Origin of the sequence: Listeria costaricensis (assembly GCF_900183385.1) — a bacterium.
Classification (GTDB): domain Bacteria; phylum Bacillota; class Bacilli; order Lactobacillales; family Listeriaceae; genus Listeria; species Listeria costaricensis.
This window is the reverse complement of sequence record NZ_FXUT01000027.1, coordinates 35503-55958: the sequence shown is the minus strand read 5'-3', so window position 1 is coordinate 55958 and position 20456 is coordinate 35503. Positions and strand designations below refer to the sequence as shown.

The following is a 20456-nucleotide window of genomic DNA, read 5'->3' as shown; positions in this document are numbered from 1 at the left end:
AATGGAAAAAGATGATTTTCATGCTGATTTTTCAATACTCTCTCTATTTTTTTCATTTAATTCATCCTTTCAAGCCTCTTGCCCTTTCTTAATACCGAAAAAGTATGTCAGAATCAGCGAAACCCCAAATGCCACAGTCGAAGAAATCAAATACGCTGTGAAACTTGAATCGATCCCCGCTGGATTAATAAACATGGGTGCCGCAAAAATCCCATTCGCACCAAACGAATACATCGAAGCGCCCATTGCGGCTGTAATTCCCCCGCCAATTCCGCCACCAATAAATGCGCAGATGAACGGCCGTCTGTATGGTAAAGCAACCCCGTAGATAATCGGTTCTGTTATCCCTAGCAGCCCAGTCACTCCAGTTGAAAAGCCCAGCGCCTTGTTTTCTTTCTTTTTCGCCCGAAGTGCAAAGCCAATCGCAGCACCGGAAAGCGCAAAAATCGTCACATTCAAAATCGCATTGATCGGGTCATGTCCCATTGTAGTAATATTGTTCATCAATATCGGAATAAAGGCATAATGAAGCCCTGTAATCACGATCACCTGCCAAAAAGCGCCTAAAATGATCCCCGCTATAATCGGACTTAGATTGTAAAGTCCCATCACACCTGCTGCAAGGATGTCACTCAAGCCCATCATGATCGGCCCGATGACAAGGAACGTAAGCGGCACTGTGATAAGCAATACGAATAGCGGTGTAATAAATTTTGTGATTGATTCTGGTAATCGCGGTTCAATAAAATGTTCCAATTTCGCCGCAAAGAAGGTAGCCAGCATAATCGGAAAAATCGAGCTGGTATAATTAGACAGTACAACAGGAATATGCAGGAACGAAAGCGAAGTCCCGTCTGTAAATGCCTGAACGATTCCCGGATAGACCAGCGCAGTCCCAATTGCCGCTGCGACATATGGGTTCGATTTGAAGTAGCGCGCCGCAGAGATCCCTAGAATGATTGGCAGGAAGTAGAAAAAACCGTCTGCAAATGCATATAAAATTTGATAGGTTCCATCCGTTGTCTGCAAAATCCCAAACGAGGTACATGCAGCCAGCAATCCTTTGGTAATCCCGGCAGCTGTAAGCGGACCAAGCAGTGGTAGAATCATCCCAGCAATTGCTTTGAAAAACCGATTAAAAATACTTCCTTTTTTCTCAGGCATGCTTTCAGAGTCGGCCGGCGCCTCATCCTCGCCCGCTAATCCTAACAATTGCTCAACCTCTTGATACGCCTTTTTGACCTCCGTTCCAATAATGACCTGATACTGCCCGCCAGAAACGGTTACGCCTAATACGCCGTTAATTTTCTTGACCGCCTCCGTATCGGCTTTATCTACCTCATTTAATACAAAACGCAATCTTGTCACGCAGTGGGTGAGTGAATGAATATTTTCTTTGCCCCCGACTTCACGGATCACTTCCTGAGCCAGTTTTTGATAATCCATCGTTTTTCCTCCTTGTTAGGTCTAAACTTAATAGAATCAACTATGCTATAATAACAGTAAAATATTGCGCAATAGACAGCTTTTCCTGATCGAAAGCCAACATAAACAGGTATAAACCAACATGAAATCGCTGTCAATCATATTTTAAATCAGAAGCACTCAACAAGATAGGTCTTAATTCTCCATAAGCACTAACCAAACTTAATCAATTAGGAGGACCAAGATGGACATTGCTAAGTTGCAGGAATATCTCGCCCTTATGACGCCCAGTGAGCTCAAGCACAAAGAATCCCCTGAAGAAAACATGCAGATTTACGATTATTTTGACCGGATAACACTCGAAAATGGGGAGCAGGTACTTGTGTTTGACTTTTTTGAGCAGCAAATCAAGAATCGCCAGCGCAATCGCGGGATGGGCTATTTTGATAATCCGCAGTTTGAGATTACCAAGCATTCTCGTTACTCTGTTATCCCCATACACATTCATTCTTACATTGAAATGAATTATGTATACCGTGGAAAAGTCGATGCGATCGTAAATGGAAAAACCGTCCAACTCCGCGAGGGCGACTTTTGCCTGCTGGATACAGAAGTCCCACATACAATCGGCAAAACGACAGAAGCGGACATCATTATCAATTTTTTGATGCAGAAAAGCTATTTTTCAACCACCATGCTGAGCCGTCTATCCAGCAACAGTCTCATTTCCAATTTTTTAGTTGATGCAATTTCCGAAAGACAGCGCCATGACCGCCACATCATCTTCCATTGCGGCGACAGTCAACTTTTGGAAAATTCGATCGAGCGGCTGCTATGTGAATACTATGAGCCAAATCTATGCGCCAATGATGTGATTGACGCCTACATGGTGATTATTTTTTCCGAATTGCTGCGCGCCTATCAGAAGGATCGGGCCGAGTTGTCCAAAGCCAGCAATCAAACATACATTGGCGATATTCTGCAATATATTGAAACGCATTATGAAACCTGCACGCTTGAAAAGACGGCCGCATTTTTTAATTTTCATCCTAACTACCTTAGCAGGCTGATCAAAGAAAAGACGGGTCGGACATTCAAGACGATTATTCAGGAGCAGCGGCTCGACAAGGCCTGCTTTTTGCTCAACCATACAGACGAGGCTATCGACCGGATCGCCAGTCAGATTGGCTATCAGAACCACAGCTTTTTCTATCGGTTATTTCGACAAAAATATGGGATTTCCCCGCGAGAATATCGCGAAAAAGGAGTAGATAAATGATGATACAGGCAATTTCAGTGGATATGGACGGGACTTTTTTAGATGCTGACAGTACTTATGACCGCGAACGTTTCGAGAAAATTTATGCGGAACTAGAAAAGCGGAATATCAAATTCATCGTTGCAAGCGGCAATCAATACTACCAGCTCAAATCTTTCTTCCCCGGTAAAGATGACCAGCTTTTTTACGTGGCTGAAAATGGTGCCGTCACGTTTCATAATGGCGAACTCTTGACGGTCCATCATTTCGACGAGCCGCTCGTACAAAAAATTCTCACGACGCTGACACATGAATATCGCGACTTAAAGGTGATTCTTTGCGGTGTCAAAAGCGCCTACCTGTTGAAAAATGTGGGGGCAGATTTTAAAAAATTCGCCGAAAAATATTATTTCGAGTTGCGGGAAGTAGACAGCTTTGACAAACTGCCGAACGACACCTTCATCAAATTGGCCCTCGATGTCGCTCTCTCACAAACGACCCAAATCGTCGAGCAGCTAAACGACCGCTTCCGTGGTGAGATCCACGCCGTATCAAGCGGTCACGGCAGCATTGACATCATCATCCCGGGAGTCACAAAAGGCAGCGCGATCCAGCGCCTCCTAACCGAATGGCAAATCGAACCGGCCCAATTGTTGGCATTTGGCGACGCGAATAATGATTTGGAAATGCTGCAGCTAACCCCGCACAGTTATGCCATGCAGGAGAGCAGCCCAGAAGTCCTTGCTGCAGCCAGCCACGTCGCCCCTTCCAACAAAGAATCCGGCGTTTTGACGATCATTGAACAGTATTTGAACGGCCACTTGTAAAACCAAAAATGAAGACAGCTTGAATTGCAAGCACGCCAAATAGACCGATATCCACTAGGAACTATCGGTCTATTTTAGCGTAAATGAAAGCTCTCGTTATTTTGTATAGTCCTTCCTGATTAAATGGATGGCAATAACTGCCGCTAAAAAGAGAGCGACCGCGACCACCATAAAGAATCCGGCATCAGAGCCTTCCCCTGGCACTCCGGTATTCATTCCCCATATCCCGGCAATCATGGCGGGAACAGCAATAATTAAGCTGGCCGAGTCCAAATATTTCATCAAATGGTTCAATTTATTGCTCATCATGCTGCTGAATAGTGACCCTATGCTTTCTAATAGATCCCTATAAATCGCCATCATTTTTTCCGCTTGCCGCTGTCGCAATTGAATATCGTAAATCAAATCATCACTAGCCACCTTTTCCATGAATTCTTCTTTCTCCCACAGACCATCTAGCATGTGCTTCTGATCTTGCAAAGTATGGTCGACATACACAAGCTCTCTTTCCAACTCAGTTTGACGGAATAGCGCTTCACTTTTGGTCGTTTTTCTTGCTGCCTGTTCCAGCTCGTCGATTTCGTCCTTTATTTTGCCTAATTCCTTTATAAAATGACCGTATATATTGAAAATGGCATATGCAATAATTTTTTCAAAAGTATCAAATTTTTCCCCGTATTCTTTAAATAAACGCTCAAAATATTCCGGCTTGTGCTCGGTTCCATTGGTACAAGTGATCAATACCTTTTCCGACAAAACAAAAGAGATGGGAACTAGCCTTTTTTCAATCTTTTCATCCGAATCGATCAAATCAATCAGTACTATCGAGATGGGATCAATTAAAACCTCCCCATCTAAGTGTTTGATTTGCGAAACCTCTTCTGGAGAATCATTCCCAACAAAAATATCTTCCGGCAAATCAAATTGTTGAATGACTTGGTCGATCTTATCGACATTATGCCCATCCATATGCAGCCAATTAAAGTTTTTCTTGTTCGTTTCCGTTATCCGTTGATTTTTCTCAACATAATAATATGAAAACATCTGAATCTCCTTTCCAAGCTTTATAATATTTCTCTAACCGCTCCCCTTCACTAGTAAACATTTTCCGAACCGCCGGGCACGAGGATTTTTCTACAGGCAGCCTGCCGAAAATGAGCATACAAAAACTCCCTCTCCAACTACTGGAAAAGGAGTCTACTGAAACCTATAACTACCGCGTCTACTCATCTGCCGCATATTCTAAAATATCCCCTGGCTGACAATCGAGCACACGACAAATCTCATTTAATGTTGAAAAGCGGATCGCACTGACTTTACCTGTTTTTATTTTTGAAAGATTGACATTGGCGACTCCCACTTCTTCCGACAGCTCTTTCAGTGACATTTTTCGATCTGCCATAACACGATCAAGGCGCAAAATAATCGCCATCTCTTTCCCTCCTATAGCGTTTCATCTGACTGTTGTTGCAAACTTACCCCATAATTAAAAATTTCCGCCATGCAGAAAAGGAGTAGCGCAAGGATAAAGGCTGTCCCTATGCTGAGTGTAATTTCAAATCCCGGAATCAGCAACGAATAAACGACCGCATAAAAGACTTGTGGAATAATGGCATAGCTGAGCGCCAAGGTTCCGATCCGTTTTAACCGTTTGACTGTTAATTTTTGAAAAGGCGTTTTTCCATTTTTCATATCTCGAAAAATCAAACTTGCGAGCCATAGAGCAACCGCCATAAGAAGCAGCGCGATCGTTACTGCAATAAATATCGTCCAATTCTGCTCCGTCTGATAACTCTTCCCGTCATCTACCACCGCTTTAAAACTAGTCGACACACTGAATAATGCGTCTGACCTATCCACATTAAAACTAAAATCACTCGCAAAAAACATCATCCATAATAGCCAAATTGGTGTGACAGCAACAATCAGACTGATCGCCTTAAAACAAACATTCAGAAAGGCACTTAACTTTTGTAATCTTTGGATGTTCATTCCTATCCCTCCCGCTTTTCTTTTATCGTAACATGACATTTAATTCTAATCAATAAAAAATTAATGATAAACGTTAATTTTATAACAAGCAAAAACAGCCTGAATAAAAAATCAGGCTGTTTACTATTACGCTCGACGAAGTACTCTTTTGATCTGTCTTTTCACACGTTGTAAAATAACATTATTTACTTTGTGTGCGACACGGACTGATTTAGAAGACCTAGCAATCGACATGTCAAAATTTCGAGTTTTTACTTTTAAAGGTTTCCCTAAAATACGTGGCCAATAATCACGTAAAGTTAACGCCGGTGCATACTCGATTTCCTTTTGATTTAAAGATACCGAATCTTTCAAACTAGCAAAATTGGTCAAAATGTATGGATCATTTGGCACTGTTTTGAAATACACCAATGAAAAATCATAGAGCGATTTTTCCAAACTATTCTCATCAGTTAAATCTAATGAATATAAGTCTTTCGCAAGCCCAGCTAAATAAAGTTCTAGCGCTGCATGTAGTTCCGAATTGTTAGGCTTTGATTTAATGGTTGGCTTGATCACACCATTTTCTTCATAATAACCTCGTACAGTTTGATAAGGAACATTTGCAAAAATTGATTCTGTAAAAATCAATGAACTCATATTAGAATTAAAGTTATATCTAATCGAATGATCAATTGTCGGATAAATACTACGCGAATAATAAAAAATCGTATCTACAGCTTCACCTTTTGCATCCTCTAATAAACGAGCTAGGCAATCCTGTGTATAGCCACGTCCCCAGTATTCTACAAAAGCAAATTTCTCATTGAAATCAATTTCTTGAAGTAAATAGCGCTTAATAATTTTACGCTCATTCTCTGCATAAGTTAGTAAATACTTTTTATATACTTCGGAATACTGTGCAGTATTAATAATCCGTTTTTTCGTTATGTCATCAATTGTTTCAAAACCTTTTAAGTATGCCAGTTCTGGAAATACTTGATCAAATGTAGCCTCATCCATTGACAATGCTGTTAAAACACTTTTAAAGTTTGTCATACCTTCAAAATTACCAAATGCAGAATAAAACTCTTTATCGATTTCGTGAACAAAAGAAGGGATTCGCCAAGCTTTGCGAGAACCATAGATATACTTAGTTTTAATAGGATAATTTTTCGTTTCAATGATGGCATCTGCAATTAGCTTTAAATAATGTCCATCTCGAGAAATAAAATAAAGTGTATCCGTTCCTCGTGCTAAAGCATGTTTGATTGCCCAACTTACATACGGAACAAAATATGCACTTACAAATGCATAAGCATAATAATCAACAGAAGAAGAATTTTTTTCACGGAAACGTGCAAATAAATTGGCAAGTTGGTAGGAATCATAGGTTTTCAGCCGATTCACTAAAGCATTTTCGTAACCATTAAATTCTAATTTTGGCTGATAAACAGCATTAATTCCCAAGGCTCTCGGCATATTAAAATCTGCATGTTTATTATCTCCGTGATGGATCCATGCTTGATAATTATAATTAAGATCTTCAAAGACGCGTAAATACAGCTTGCGTGTGGATTTCTGATCGCCTAATTTACTTGATAAATAAAGCGGCAACTCGGCTAAACGAGGATCTGCTTTCTTTAGCATTTCTTTTATAACTTCTTCTGGCAAATACATGTCACTTACTAAAACAACATCTTCGCCTTGTTCTACTAATTCAAAAACATACTTCACTGGTTCTTCCATAGCTTCAATATTATCAATTTCTGCCTGAATCTCTGTTTGTTTAAGAAACGCAACCTGCTCGTCTGTTAAATCATGAACTTCCTGCAACTTTATAAAAATATCGTCTAGTTGAATTTCAAGTTGATTACTTTCCCTGAACCCCACTGATTTCCGATAATAATCTCGTACAGCTGATTCTGCCTGCCGACGAACAAAGTTATAATTATCTTGAAAAAACATAGAGAAATTCAAACCACTTGTTCGCATTTTTTCCTGAACATAAATAAAGATTCCAACAGGACTTAATGTTTTTCTTTTAACTAATGTATCAAAAATATCAAAACTATATAAAATAGGATATTGTTTGGTGGTAGGTGTAAAAGCCAGTGTTTGATCAACAATCTCCTCCAAAGCTGATTCACCAGTATTATATTCCCAAAAGAGTTGATAGATGCGATCTCGTTCTTCTACATCATCAGTATCTTCATAATTATCAAGAGTAGCCAACAACGCTTCAAAACTATTACAAATTTTTCCGAATGTCATTTCTTTATAGTCAAAAACAAAATCTCTCACGTTATTTTTATTTTCATAATCAAAAATATAACGTATAAAGTTTTTAACTCCAGAAGCTAACAAATCATAAAAAATACTGGAATAGTCAACTATCGCTAAATCAATCTTATCAAAAATTTCATATATATCATGCTGGTTATCCCAGAAAAGAAGATTGGGGTCATTTTGATACTTTTCTTTTAAAGTTTGATAACGATAGTCATCCTTCATTAGATTATGCATTTTAAAAATTAATAACATATTATTTTCTTTCAGTTTTTTTATCAATTTTTCAATATCTGGCACTGCATTCCCAAAGAAGTTTTGAAGCGATGCATCTCGATAAGTTGGCGCATAGAGTGCTATTTTAGTATTGCTTGGCAAGCCTTTTTTCTTTAAAACATCATGATCGTAAGTAGAAAACTTATCTCGATAGATGGTTGCTGGGTATCCCCCACGCAAAATTTTATCATCGTCAATGCCTACTTGTTCCTTAAAATGCTTTTCCATAAGCTGAGAAGTAACTAAGAATAATTGATTATTTTTATAAACTGGATTGTACGTAATATACTTTTTAAAAATACGTTCTTTCAATTCACCAAAGTTTACTTTACGTTCAATGGTCTTACATCCTACTCCATGCCACAAGTTTAAAAGAATAACTTCATTATTAAATCCAACCGGTAAATGCTCTTTTACCTGATTAACTACAAAAACACCCGCTTGTTTTTTTAATCGTTCCCCAGCAGCTGAAGTGAATGTCTCTGCTTTAAACCCTAATTTACGAACTTTCTTAACAAGCTCAATGCTATCACAAAACCAATAAGCTTCTATATCTGGACGATGCTGATTTACATAAATAAAAAGCCACTTTGGATTCCCCTCAAATACCAAGCCACTGTTAAATAACCATATTTTTTTGTTTCTACCTTCTGTTTTAACAATTGGTTTCAACAAATCTTTTTTTAATCCAATAGATGCCTCTTTTAGACTGATAGGATTAGTCAAACTACACACTCCTCTGGTACAAATTACTAAAAATAATTATATAAGGGTATTATAACATAAAGGCAATATTAGTAGACAATTATTTCATGACTTAGAAAACGTATTATTGATCAACATTATTTTTAATTTATATCTTCACCATAAAATTATATTTATCGTAAATTCAACTTTTTATAAGTTGCAGTGTAAAACATGTTATACTTTATGCAGTTAACTACACATCAGATGTATTGTTTGACCTAATAATTTTCTATATAAATGAAAGGTAGGAAATGATGTGAAAAAGTTCTTAGTTAGAGGCGCAATGACTCCATTCGAGATTTTCACTGCTGAAGAAATGCTTGAAAAAGATCGAACGGGTTCCAATAATGGTAATCTACTTTATCAATATAGTGTAATGAGAGCACTTATGATAAATGAGGAAATAAACTTCACTCCTGATGGTTACCTTTATAATGCTTCTCAATTCCGTGCAGAAGAAATTAACGAAACTTACGATGCATATATTATGCCGCTAGCTGATGCCTTCCGAGATGACTTCCGCTCGACATTAAGAGGATACACTCAATTAATCAAGCAACTTAAAATTCCTGTTCACATAATAGGTGTCGGACTACGAGCTTCATATGAACCAAATCTATCAAATGGCTTCGCTTTTGATGATGATGTTAAAGACTTTATTAAAGCTGTTTTAGAAAAATCTCCACAAGTTGGTTTGCGTGGAGAAATCACTGCTGATTATCTGAAACAATTAGGTTTTAAAGAGGGGGTTGACTATCGCGTAATCGGTTGCCCATCGTTATATACTTTTGGTAGAAATTTAATGCTACGTCAGCCAAAATTAACAAAAGAAGCATATATCTCTTTGAATGCTTCCCCATCAACGTCTCATCAAACTTTACAGTTTTTAGAACAAGTTAGCACTGAATATCCCAATCACTATTTTATCCCTCAACTTCATAATGAATTATTTTTAACATATAGTGGCGGACCATCTATTGCTACTGAATCCGAGATATATCCCCATACACTTCATCATCATTTTTATCGATCTGGAAAAGCTAAATATTTTTTAAGTGCTCGTACGTGGTTTGATTATATGAAGAAAATTGAAATTAGTGTTGGCTCTCGATTACATGGAAATGTTGCAGCAACTGTTGTTGGAACTCCCAGTATCTCAATAGTTCAAGATGCTCGAATGCGCGAATTAACCAATTGGCACGGACTCGCCCATACTACTTTAGAGCAAATTAACCAGTATTCTCATTTAGAGGATTTATTGAGTGCCGTTGATCTCAGTACAGTAGAAAAGAAACAAGGGAAAAACTTTGATAATTTTATTGATTTTCTTACTTATATCGGATTAGAACATATTTATGAACAAGATCGCCACCTAACAGAAATACCTTTTGATAAAAAAATACAAAATGTTTCAGAGGAGCCACCGGTCGAGTCTCTCACAACTTTATCACCAGAGGGGATGTTAGAGCGTATCCAAATTGGGAGTACGATTTATAAATCACGTGCAGATCGACAGTTACAATTCAATATTCATACTCGTGAATCCACTCTTAAAAAGTTACGCAATGATTTATCCATACTTAATAAAAAACACAAAAGCACAAAAAATAATTTAGCCACCACTCAAGAAGCAATCAAAAACAAAGACACTCAAATTTCTCAACTCGAAAAGATAATAGCCGAGCAAACTAATCAGTTAGCTAAGAATTCCCAAGAAATTGATTATCTTCAGCAAACACTTAATCGAAAATCAGTAAAAACCGCGCTAACTATAGCAGATAAGATTGCTGCTCTAAAAAAGTAAACCGTACTGAGACATGGAAGTGTTCAAAAAGCTAAATTAAAAGAGCTAACATCAAGTATCCGAGTCTTTTCCCAAGATGGATTTCACTTGATCTTAGCTTCTTTTTAATTTTGATTTTGATTTTCTACATGGGAGAGGTAGTTTCATTCATTACTTAAAATGCATTTACTTTATAATTGCTTATTTTTTGGTGAAATTTCTTACTAACATATGCAAATATCCGCAGGCAATCCCGTTGCAAAAGTTCAACTATCTGTTAAAACCTGTATCAGACAGTCATTTGCTCCGCCATTTCGATAAGCTAGATGCTTATTTTAAAAGCCTGCCTTATGATTCAAGCACCAACTACCACTATCAATCAAAAACTTAGTATCCTTTCTAATAACCCATACACTTCTAGATCAAAAAGATTTATTGAAACAGGTATTTAATTATACTAAAAAGAGACTGGAACACGCTTCCAACAACCTCTTGCTTCCACTCACAGTGCTAGGTAATCCGCTTCCGCCACTTCTTCCAGCCAAGTCGTGCCACCTGGCGAAATAGCCAGATGAACAAACCACGCTTCCTTCGTCGCCCCATGCCAATGCTTCACGTCAGCCGGAATCGTCACAACGTCCCCCTTTTGCAAATGCCGCGCTGGTTGCTCCCATTCCTGATACCAACCTTCACCACCCGTTACAAGTAAAATTTGCCCCACGTCGTGTACATGCCAGTTGTTGCGTGCTCCCGGTGCAAAAGTAACATTTCCGATCGCACCATTAAGCGGTTTTTCATCAACATAAAGCATCTCCAAATAGGCATCCCCAAGAAAATTCTCCCCAACTTTATCACCCCGCGGAAAAATTGGTCCTGCCTGCAAGTCTTCATATTGACTCATTTTACTCCATCTCCTTCAAAAACTTGTTGTGCAATAGAAAATGCACTCCATGCTTTCGGCCAACCAATATAAAAAGCCAGCTGAGTGATCGCCTCCGCTACTTCTGTCTGCGTTAACCCATTTTCCTTCGCTTTATTCATGTGAAATGGCAGTTGTTCAAATGCTCCACTTGAAATCAAGGCTGTAATCGTAATCAAGCTTCTGTCACGAGCTGAAAATGCATCCTCTCGACTCCATACCTCACCAAACAAAATATCATCATTTAGTTCTGCAAATTTAGGCGCAAACTTTCCTAATTGATCGCGTCCTGCTGTTACTTTTTTCGCCATTTTTATCCCGCCTTTCTATTTCTCCCTCACTATACAACTTTGAGCAAACTCCAAGTCAACTATTTTTCACATAAAATAAAAATCAATATATAAATAGACAGCTACCAATCTAGTAAGCTAGAATCTTTTCTAGTGTTAACTATTTTGATAACCGTCTACATCCCATTTATATATTACTTTTCATTTTTTGCCCTTATTATCGATTTACAACTTAAATCCCTTAATTCATTTATAACTCTGCGGAATATGTACACACACTAAGATTTATTTTTCCTTCAAAAGGAGCTTGAATAACCTTATACATTGGTTCCCCAGCTAAAACTTTATATACTCGATAAATATAATACGCATCCGCTAGTTTTGAAGCCACTTCTATTTCGTTTTTTGTAATAAAAAATTGTTCACCAGCCTCTCCTTTAGTAGATTTGACCTCGATATAAATTTTTTTATAGCCACTTTCTGCTGTTCGTATTATTGATACAATATCATACCCTAAACCATCTCCTTTTTCTTTTGAAATATGCACCACCTCATCAACGTATTTAGCTAGATATGGATCTTTAAGAACCTTCTTCCTTTCTAAATTAAATACAAATTGCTCACCTATATCACCAATGTATATATTTTGTTCTAATTCTTTGATATAATCTCTCTTTATTCCTTTTGTTGGTAGGTACTCTGCCTGCATATCACGAATTTTTTCATATTGATTACTCTTATTTCCAAATTGAAACTGTTTTCCTAATAAAATATTTTCAATTAATGCTTCGTAATTTTCATATTTATTCTTTATTAAATAGCTTGATATTTCACTATACACAGCCATCATTTCATTTAGATCTTCTAATAGTTTATTATTGTCATTCAGCTTTTCTATTTCATAGTATTTACTACAAATATTCCCATTTTGGTAGCCTTCTGCTAGCTTTGTTCTTTTTTCATTTGTACGAATCAAATCCATTTCTTCTAAACTAAAATTTCTTGAAATCGTAGTTAAAACTCTCCTCCAAAATCGAACTACTTCTCTACAATTATTTTGTCTATCTGTCTTTTTAAAATTTTTTTCATAGTATGTCCAACCTTGATTTAAGCTTAGATACACTCCTTTACCATCACTAGTAAATAAAAAAACAATGTAACAACCAGACTGAGCAGATGTACTTATTTCTTTATTAAAAACTGCTACCCATGGAATTATCGCCCACCTTCCCTGTCCCACTGAAGCTTTCACTATATATTGATTTCCTATAATATTTTGGGGTATAGCATTCAGTGCTTCATGATTAACTAGATTTAATAGATAATTATTTTTAAAGTTAGCATCCCCCTTTTTTCTTTCAAGATAATAATTACTTTTTACTTGTTGAAATATTTCTAGTAGATTCATACGTTTTATCCCTCATTATAATTTTTATTGCACTCTTTTTGAGTATACCATTTCCCATAATAGAACTGATAATTTTCAAATTTATACTAAAAAAGAAAGCACTTAGAACAGTCATTTAGATAAATCACTTTGTTCTTAAGCCACTTTCTTTCAAAGTTTAGCTTTTACAAGCTTAATCATAGTTATAAAAAATCAAATATTCCCTTGCTTGTCAGCTTTTTTCAAACAATTTTCTCAAAAGACTTCGCACGATTTGTCAAATTAGTAGACGTTTCCTCCAGCAAAGCTGAATTTTTCACACTAATATCAAGCTGTTGCTGACCCGCCTCGATATTTTTTTCAATTTTCGTCATATCACTAGCCATTGTAGAGATATTCTGGGTAATTTCTTTCACACTCGTCTCCACTTTTTTGATCGCTTCTTCCACCTGATTGGAGAGCTTGCGTACCTCTTCTGCCACAACCGCAAAGCCTTTGCCCGCATCACCCGCCCGCGCCGCTTCGATAGCTGCATTTAGCGCAAGCAGATTAGTTTGACTGGAAATTTTATTGATAATCGTCACAACATCCTGAATGTCCGCCGAGTCGTTGCGCAGAACATCCAACTGCCCCTTGCTCAAATGATAGCTGGACGTGATACTTGAAAACTCCTCCGCTAATGCACCGGCAATTGTTTTATTTGTCGCCGCTTGCTCTAAAAGTGTTTCTGCGACATCCGAAAAGTCCTGACTGTAGACCTGCGTATGGTGGATTCGTTTTGTAATGTCAAACGCAATTTTCCCAATTGCTACAACCTGCCCCGCTTCTTTGATTGGCAGATAAATAGCTTGAAGCCAGACTTCCGAGCCATCTTTCGCTTTTCGCTTCATTTTATCCTGAACAAACTCACCACTAATCAAAGTCCGCCAGAATCTTTCATAATCCGTACTGGCAACAAATTCCGGAAAACAAAGTTCCGCATGCGCTTGCCCAATCAGTTCTTCTTGTTGATACTGCATCATATCCGCGAACAGCTCATTCACAAAGGTGACCTTTCGATTTAAATCAAATTGAATAATCGGGATATTCGCTTGAATTGCCTCAAAAAACGGTTGTGCATACTCTTTCATTGCTAGCCCTCCTTTTATTTTTTAATTATATCACATTTTATTAAAAAATATGCGATTTAATATAAAAAAACAGAACTCTAATCAGCCATCATCTTAATAGGCCATCTTGAGTTCTGTCATTTATTTCAACCTTATTTGCTAATCTCTACAATCATCCATGATGTACTTCCTGAACTACTATCCGTTATTAACTTAGCTGTGTAATGGTAACTCTGATCAAGCACTTTTTTGCTATCACTTTTTTCTTGAATAAATTTCTCTTGCGTTGTATATGTCAGGGTGTCCCCCACTTGTTCATAATCACTTACTTCAACAGATTCTACTTCTAAATAAATTTCTGTATCTTGAAGGCTTTCAATATAGGCTTCTTGTTGCGTGTAGGCTGAACTACCTGGAGCCAAATAATTCCTCTCCGTAAATGTACCATAACTCACATCCACTGCTAGGCTATTAGCAAATCCTTCTGCTAAATTTTCAACATCTGTTTGCTCTAAAATTTCTGTCGTATTAATCTTTTGTTCTACCGGTTTTTGAGGCGTTTTGTCCATTTGATTCGCCCTTTTAATTGGATTGTCCAGTTCGGAAATTGTTTGCGCTTGCGACTCTTTTTGAATATCATCAATCCGCCATCGCTTCTGAGATTCATCATAAATAAGTGTATATGTTAAGTCCAAAGCAACCGTTTGCTCACTGGAATCAGTTTCCCATACCGCCTCTTCAAAATACAAATTCTCTCTAAAAGAGACAGTCGGAACCTCCTTTTCTTCGTAGGCAAAACTAGTTTGATCAAACAAAATTTCTTTATTTTTAGCAATAATTGAATAACCCTCTGGAAAGTCTTCATACTGTTCACCAATCATCACCTGATCAGCTTCTGAAACGGCATTTGAAGTCAATACATCCAGCCCCTGCACATCTCCAGTAATAAAATATTTTAAGCCGCCTTCATTAAAATCAGTTACTGTACGCATCCAATTTTCCTGCATCTCTTTATTATCAGCTAACTGATCATTAAAATCCATGTTGACAACCATTTTATTTTCAGAAATTGATGCTGGCATTAATTCAAGTTGGCGGTCAATTAATATTTTCTCTCCAAATCCTGTTTCTGTTTGACCTTCCAACTTATGAGTTCCCGGCATCAATGGACCAATATCTGTTGTCTTGCTAATTTTTTGACCATCAAGTTTTAATGTTTTTTGACTTTCCTTATCTAAATTTTTGATAGTAAGATACACTGGTGTCACATGAATCTTTGCAGTATTTATGCCTAGGAAGTTATTTTCCTCTTGGATGCTTATTATTTGGTCACCTGTTGTGCCATTTTGTGCCTGTGTTAAAAGCTGATTGACAAGGATATCCCTCTCATCTTGATGTTCATGATAGTATTTATTCAAATAACGTACATTTTCTTCATTTATTTCTAAACTAGTTGTTGAAGACATATATTTCATCATTTGATCGACATCTTCAGAAACAAGTGCCTCCGTAAATTCCTTGGCCACATACTCACTCGAAACAAAATGCTTATATGTAAAAAAGCTAGCTCCAATAATTATAAGCAGCGCCACAACGGCAACAAAAATCATTTTTTTCGCTTATTTAAATTTTCTGCTCGTTTTATTCGGTTAAATGTCTCTCTATTACTTTCAGTGGCTGTCCCGCAATTTTCGCAATACTTTTGTCCCTCTTTCAGTGATTTTCCACAGTTTTCACAATACTTCATCTCAAAATCTCCCTTTTTATGTTAGTCTATCGTTGCTTCACTCAAACACAATATACATTGCCATCGTCTCTGGGCTGGCCTGCAGAGCCTCTTTTTTCAGCGCCTCGCTCGGATCACTATAACATCTGCCATTAGCTGTCCAAATTTGCAAATAATATTTCTTACCTTTCTTAATATTTTCTTCTATATCAAGCCCAAATGTAACAGCCAAGTCTTCCGTTTTTTTCCAACCAACATTGGCGAAATCATAGGAAATTCTTGCGCTATCCCCATTGATTCCACTTTGCATACGCAGGGTTTCCGGCATCATCCCATCTTCCCCGTCCAAAGTAATCCAATAAACTTCACTGCTAATCCCCTGACTTCCATCAGAAATCCAGCCTGTTACCGTATCCTGCTTCTTAAAATGGTCATACTCATAATAATCAAGATAAATCGTTGCTTCTTTTTGCTGGGCGTTGAATTTTATGCCACCACTATTGGCTATAAGTAAAGAAGTAATTTCATCATTTTCCACTTCAATCGGTGCTATTTTCCCAGTAGGAAGCCCCGCCACTTCATGATCATTAAAAAACCACCAATTCATATCATATAGATAACAAAGCCCGGCAACGATTATAATGAGTAAGGCCCCTCCAAAAAGTACGATTTTTTTCGTGTGCTGCTTTTTCTCCTTCAGTACCTCGTTGTCTGATTTCATGATGCTCTCTCCTTTTTTCAATCAAAATCTGCTTTTCTATTCTCGAAAAATTGCTGATAAACTTTCATATTCGGAAGTTCTTGCCACTCCTTTGCTTTAACTCCCGGCAAGTCTAATTGATAAATCGTCCCTGCCAAATTTCCCAATAAAAACGGCGAATGCGTAGCAATCACAAATTGTGAACCATGAAATCGCATGCACTCATTGAGCAATTCCGCTAAATACTTGGCAAAATAGTCGTATTGACTTACTGTTTGACTGTATTCGGCCCCTGGAATCGCCAATTTTGAAGCTAATAAATTAAGTATGGTGGATTTTCCCGCCCCATTTTCACCATAAAGAATCGTGATATCATCAAAAATCAACACTTCACCCGTCTTGGAACGTAATTGATTATATGGGTAAATGTTAGGATTCTGCATTAATTTTTCTGAAAATAAAAAACTTCTTACATAACGCATGGGCAGCCTCTTTACTATTTAATGATTTTTCTATTCTTCCGTTTCGCTGCAAACTGGTATCGTTGCCTCCATTTGAAAACCTTCGTCCGTTTGCTGCCAAATAATCTCAATTTTTCGATTCAGTGAAATCACTATTTTCTCAACTGAAAAAGGAATCGTCTCTACTTCTGCCTCAAGCGCATTCACCTGCAGCAAAATTGGCGTTGCATCCCCGAACTCCTTTAATAGAGGAAGAATCGCCGCCCCACCATGTCCATCCTGATAAACACGCACTTCCTGTTCTGAGCAAAGCACCCAGTCATTCTGTAGTTGATATTGATTCATCTTGTTGTCTCCTTTGAAAAGTTTTTATAGTATCAGAAAAAGCAACTGTGAAAGTATAATTTATAGTACACTCATCATATATCATTCTCAAAATAATCATGATCTATACGAAATAGTTTATATATTTTCGCCACTTCCACGCCCACTTCATACTGTAGCATCAAATCTGTCAGCTTAATTCCATCTATTAAAACAATGCCTTGATTCTTCGCAAATTCTAGTGCACCTTTAGAAAAACTCGATGTCGTAATAAACACTCCGCGATCCGCATTAACACTAGCTAAAGCGCCATAAAAAGCCTGAATACTTGGGCGACCTACTACATTTTCTTCCTTGTAGCGTTTAGCTTGAATATAAACCGTGCTTGTTCCTAATGGATCTTGATTGATAATTCCATCTATCCCACCATCTTTGGTCTGAGTCGTTACTTTTGCCTCACCATTTTCCCCGCTATACCCCATGGCTATGAGTAACTTAACGACTAATTTTTCAAAAAAAGTCGGTTCTACTTGACGTACTTTCTCCAAAAGTTCGATAGCCACCTCATTTTTTCGCTGATTAATCACATTCTCAACTTTAAGCTGTAAATCTTCTTGCGTATCTTCCAGAAGTGCTCCCGCTTTTCCCGTCCGTTCATTTCTAATAGCCAGTTCTTCCATATATTGCTTATATGCAGGTTGTTCTTCTAAAATTCTGTTTGTTAACGCCTCACCATATTGCTGCAACAATAACTTACCTGTTTCTGTAATTTTGTAGATGCCTCGTTTGGGACGCTCAATTGCACTAGCTTTATATAAACTGCTAAGCGCAAAACTAAATCTATTTAACAATACGCCTTCGCTTTCCGGATAATTTGGATATTTAATTTCTAAGATCCTATCTGGGATTTGAAGAAATGTAATCACATCTTCTCTAATCGCTCGATTTTTCATTTCTTTCCCATCTTTTAAAATCTCAAGTATATATGGAATTAAAGCTTCATTGGTGGGGATACCATTGGCTGACTGCTTTAGTTTTTGCCAATTCTTATTCATTCTATCTCACCTTTCATCATGCTAGTCGAAACTTATATTCGTTAAAGGCTTCAGCGCTTACTTATGATACGGCTCCCCTCGCATAATCCGGAACGCTCGATAAATTTGTTCTACCAGCACCAGTCGCATTAACTGATGGGGCAGGGTCATTTTTCCAAAAGAAATTTCTTCATCTGCACGTTTCAAAACATCCTCGCTCAACCCCAGTGAGCCGCCAATTACAAATGCAACCTTGCTCTTTCCATATGTCATCAATTTATCTAGCCCACCTGCAAAGGCTTCACTCGACTGTTGCTTGCCATTAATCGCCAGTGCCATCACATGCGTATCCGCTGAGATTTTGCTTAAAATCCGCTCGCCCTCTTTTTGTTTGACCTGCAACATTTCTGCCTCGCTCAACACTTCAGGCGCTTTCTCATCAGGAACCTCTATCACGGTCACTTTTGCGTATGCGCCGAGACGCTTCAAATATTCATTAATTCCCTGCACTAAATATTTTTCCTTTAGTTTTCCTACTGCAATAATTTGGATATTCACGCTCGATTCGCCTCACTTTCCTTCTCTATCATACTATATTTCGTCGTTTTCGTGAGATTTTCTTCCATAAAAAATGGTATTCCTGCCTATTTTCTACTCCTATCCTACTTTTTTCCCTATTTGCCACATTAATCTATTTTTGTAGTTTTCCACAGCTTATATACGATTTACACACAGTTTATCCACAGACTTTATCCACATACCCACAACTCCTTTCTATATTTTGTACCCGAAAATACGTTCCCTACTATATCTATTTTTCACAAACTTCACTATCAACAGACTATCCACATATTATCCACAGGATGATTTTACCTGTTTAAATCTATCAATAGTCCAGCTAACCCTTAGCCGCTCAACATGTTTCGATTTTACATTTTTATTCCTTCAGCATACCATTTTTATTAATTTGTGGATAAATACAGCTTATTCCTTCACTTTTTCGCCATAATTACATCTTTCTCCCTATCGTTTTTACCAAGAAGCATTTTTGACTCAAATTATACTGAAACTCAATCAAAATTAACTGAATTTTTACATCTCCACAACTTATCCATGGTTTACACACAGCTTATCCACAGAATTTATCCACATATCCACAATCACTTCTACATTCTGTGGGCGAAAATTTGTTCTCCCACTAAATCATGGTCAACTGAAAACATCATTATCCACACACTTATCCACAAGAAATTTATTCTATTAAAAACAGTCCAAAAAAAGAAGCTAAAATCAAGCGGCATCCATCTAAAAAATGGCCATAAAATGCTTGGTTTTAGCTTCTGTTATTTTCCAATCTTAGCGTTTATACTTTATTACTGGCTTATTTTAACAACTGCAGTGCTTCTCGATCAAAGGCTGGCAGGTCATCTGGTGTCCGGCTTGTGACAATATTTTTATCCACAACAACTTCTTCATCTTTGACATTTGCTCCTGCATTGGCTAAATCTGGACGAATCGACGTGAAGCCTGTCACTGTCCGCCCTTTCAATTGCTCTGTTTGTATGAGTAGCTGCGGCCCGTGGCAAATGGCGAAAATCGGTTTATTCGCCTCCATAAACGCTTTTGCAAATTTGACAAATCGTTCATCTGCACGCAATTGATCGGGTGAAAATCCTCCTGGAATAAACAAAGCATCAAAATCCGCTGCCTCTACATCATCGATTCCTTTCTCGATTTTGACAGTTGTTTCCCCACGCTTACCCGTTACCTGATTTCCCGCTTGCTTCTCGATTGTTACAACTTCATGCCCTGCATTTTGGAAAGCTTCGGCTGGGTCTGTATATTCCACATCCTCAAATAGATCCGTCAATACGGCAGCAATTCTTTTTCCCATTCCTATCATCTCTCCTTTGTAAAATTAACCTCTTTA

The 20456-nt window shown here is 37.7% G+C and carries 20 protein-coding genes and 1 pseudogene; 3 read left to right on the top strand and 18 right to left on the bottom strand.

Annotated elements, in window-relative coordinates; all coding sequences use genetic code 11:
* Positions 1-69: 69 nt before the first annotated feature.
* Positions 70-1446 (bottom strand): PTS transporter subunit EIIC, encoded by a 1377-nt coding sequence (locus CS921_RS14685; protein ID WP_099225194.1) that lies wholly within the window; start codon positions 1444-1446, stop codon positions 70-72.
* A gap of 223 nt (positions 1447-1669) precedes the next feature.
* On the opposite strand from CS921_RS14685, the gene CS921_RS14680 reads away from it, so the two are divergent.
* Both CS921_RS14680 and CS921_RS14675 read left to right on the top strand, forming a co-directional pair.
* On the top strand, positions 1670-2704 hold the full coding sequence (locus tag CS921_RS14680) for an AraC family transcriptional regulator (protein ID WP_099225192.1): 1035 nt from the start codon (positions 1670-1672) through the stop codon (positions 2702-2704).
* Entirely contained in the window at positions 2704-3510 is an 807-nt protein-coding gene (locus CS921_RS14675) for a Cof-type HAD-IIB family hydrolase (RefSeq protein ID WP_099225230.1), read from the top strand. The genes CS921_RS14680 and CS921_RS14675 overlap by 1 nt, the downstream gene beginning before the upstream one ends.
* Before the next feature lie 96 nt (positions 3511-3606).
* Here the strand turns inward: CS921_RS14675 and CS921_RS14670 are convergent, their stop codons facing one another.
* The 4 genes from CS921_RS14670 to CS921_RS14655 form a co-directional block, all read right to left on the bottom strand.
* A complete protein-coding gene (locus CS921_RS14670) occupies positions 3607-4554 on the bottom strand; it encodes a magnesium transporter CorA family protein (RefSeq protein WP_099225190.1) in 948 nt (315 codons plus the stop codon).
* 178 nt (positions 4555-4732) lie between these two features.
* On the bottom strand, positions 4733-4942 hold the full coding sequence (locus tag CS921_RS14665; protein ID WP_099225188.1) for a helix-turn-helix domain-containing protein: 210 nt from the start codon (positions 4940-4942) through the stop codon (positions 4733-4735).
* An 11-nt stretch (positions 4943-4953) separates the two neighbouring features.
* Positions 4954-5502 (bottom strand): DUF2975 domain-containing protein, encoded by a 549-nt coding sequence (locus tag CS921_RS14660; protein ID WP_162921793.1) that lies wholly within the window; start codon positions 5500-5502, stop codon positions 4954-4956.
* 126 nt (positions 5503-5628) lie between these two features.
* Entirely contained in the window at positions 5629-8772 is a 3144-nt protein-coding gene (locus tag CS921_RS14655) for a CDP-glycerol glycerophosphotransferase family protein (RefSeq protein ID WP_240422381.1), read from the bottom strand.
* Between the two features lie 277 nt (positions 8773-9049).
* Here CS921_RS14655 and CS921_RS14650 point away from each other — a divergent pair, with 277 nt between their 5' ends.
* The gene (locus tag CS921_RS14650) at positions 9050-10597 is read left to right on the top strand and encodes a polysaccharide pyruvyl transferase family protein (RefSeq protein ID WP_240422380.1); all 1548 of its coding nucleotides are present in this window, start codon (positions 9050-9052) and stop codon (positions 10595-10597) included.
* Between the two features lie 481 nt (positions 10598-11078).
* On the opposite strand, the gene CS921_RS14645 is transcribed toward CS921_RS14650, so the two are convergent.
* From CS921_RS14645 to CS921_RS14590, 13 genes and pseudogenes are all read right to left on the bottom strand, one after another.
* Positions 11079-11477 carry a cupin domain-containing protein gene (locus CS921_RS14645; RefSeq protein ID WP_099225184.1) on the bottom strand — a complete coding sequence of 133 codons (399 nt, stop codon included), beginning with the start codon at positions 11475-11477 and terminating at the stop codon, positions 11079-11081.
* The gene (locus CS921_RS14640) at positions 11474-11806 is read right to left on the bottom strand and encodes a carboxymuconolactone decarboxylase family protein (protein ID WP_099225182.1); all 333 of its coding nucleotides are present in this window, start codon (positions 11804-11806) and stop codon (positions 11474-11476) included. The genes CS921_RS14645 and CS921_RS14640 overlap by 4 nt, the downstream gene beginning before the upstream one ends.
* 229 nt (positions 11807-12035) lie before the next feature.
* Positions 12036-13193, bottom strand: a complete 1158-nt coding sequence (locus tag CS921_RS14635; protein ID WP_099225180.1) for an MrcB family domain-containing protein — start codon at positions 13191-13193, stop codon at positions 12036-12038.
* A gap of 221 nt (positions 13194-13414) precedes the next feature.
* Complete coding sequence (locus CS921_RS15905) at positions 13415-13756, bottom strand: methyl-accepting chemotaxis protein (protein WP_420843761.1); 342 nt, start codon at positions 13754-13756, stop codon at positions 13415-13417.
* A gap of 195 nt (positions 13757-13951) precedes the next feature.
* Positions 13952-14302, bottom strand: a pseudogene (locus CS921_RS15900) (PAS domain S-box protein); the annotation flags it as partial.
* Positions 14303-14433: 131 nt separating this feature from the next.
* On the bottom strand, positions 14434-15891 hold the full coding sequence (locus CS921_RS14625; RefSeq protein ID WP_099225176.1) for a TcaA NTF2-like domain-containing protein: 1458 nt from the start codon (positions 15889-15891) through the stop codon (positions 14434-14436).
* Entirely contained in the window at positions 15888-16028 is a 141-nt protein-coding gene (locus CS921_RS15895) for a zinc-ribbon domain-containing protein (protein ID WP_099225174.1), read from the bottom strand. Before CS921_RS15895 ends, CS921_RS14625 begins: the two co-directional genes overlap by 4 nt.
* A 37-nt stretch (positions 16029-16065) precedes the next feature.
* Complete coding sequence (locus tag CS921_RS14615; protein WP_162921792.1) at positions 16066-16749, bottom strand: hypothetical protein; 684 nt, start codon at positions 16747-16749, stop codon at positions 16066-16068.
* Entirely contained in the window at positions 16746-17189 is a 444-nt protein-coding gene (locus CS921_RS14610; RefSeq protein WP_099225170.1) for a hypothetical protein, read from the bottom strand. The genes CS921_RS14615 and CS921_RS14610 overlap by 4 nt, the downstream gene beginning before the upstream one ends.
* Before the next feature lie 30 nt (positions 17190-17219).
* Positions 17220-17513: a hypothetical protein gene (locus CS921_RS14605; protein WP_099225168.1), complete on the bottom strand. Its 294-nt coding sequence runs from the start codon at positions 17511-17513 to the stop codon at positions 17220-17222.
* Between the two features lie 74 nt (positions 17514-17587).
* A complete protein-coding gene (locus tag CS921_RS14600) occupies positions 17588-18547 on the bottom strand; it encodes a restriction endonuclease (protein WP_099225166.1) in 960 nt (319 codons plus the stop codon).
* 57 nt (positions 18548-18604) lie between these two features.
* A complete protein-coding gene (gene rlmH, locus CS921_RS14595; protein ID WP_099225164.1) occupies positions 18605-19084 on the bottom strand; it encodes a 23S rRNA (pseudouridine(1915)-N(3))-methyltransferase RlmH in 480 nt (159 codons plus the stop codon).
* Between the two features lie 823 nt (positions 19085-19907).
* Positions 19908-20420, bottom strand: a complete 513-nt coding sequence (locus tag CS921_RS14590) for a type 1 glutamine amidotransferase domain-containing protein (protein WP_099225162.1) — start codon at positions 20418-20420, stop codon at positions 19908-19910.
* Positions 20421-20456 lie beyond the last annotated feature (36 nt).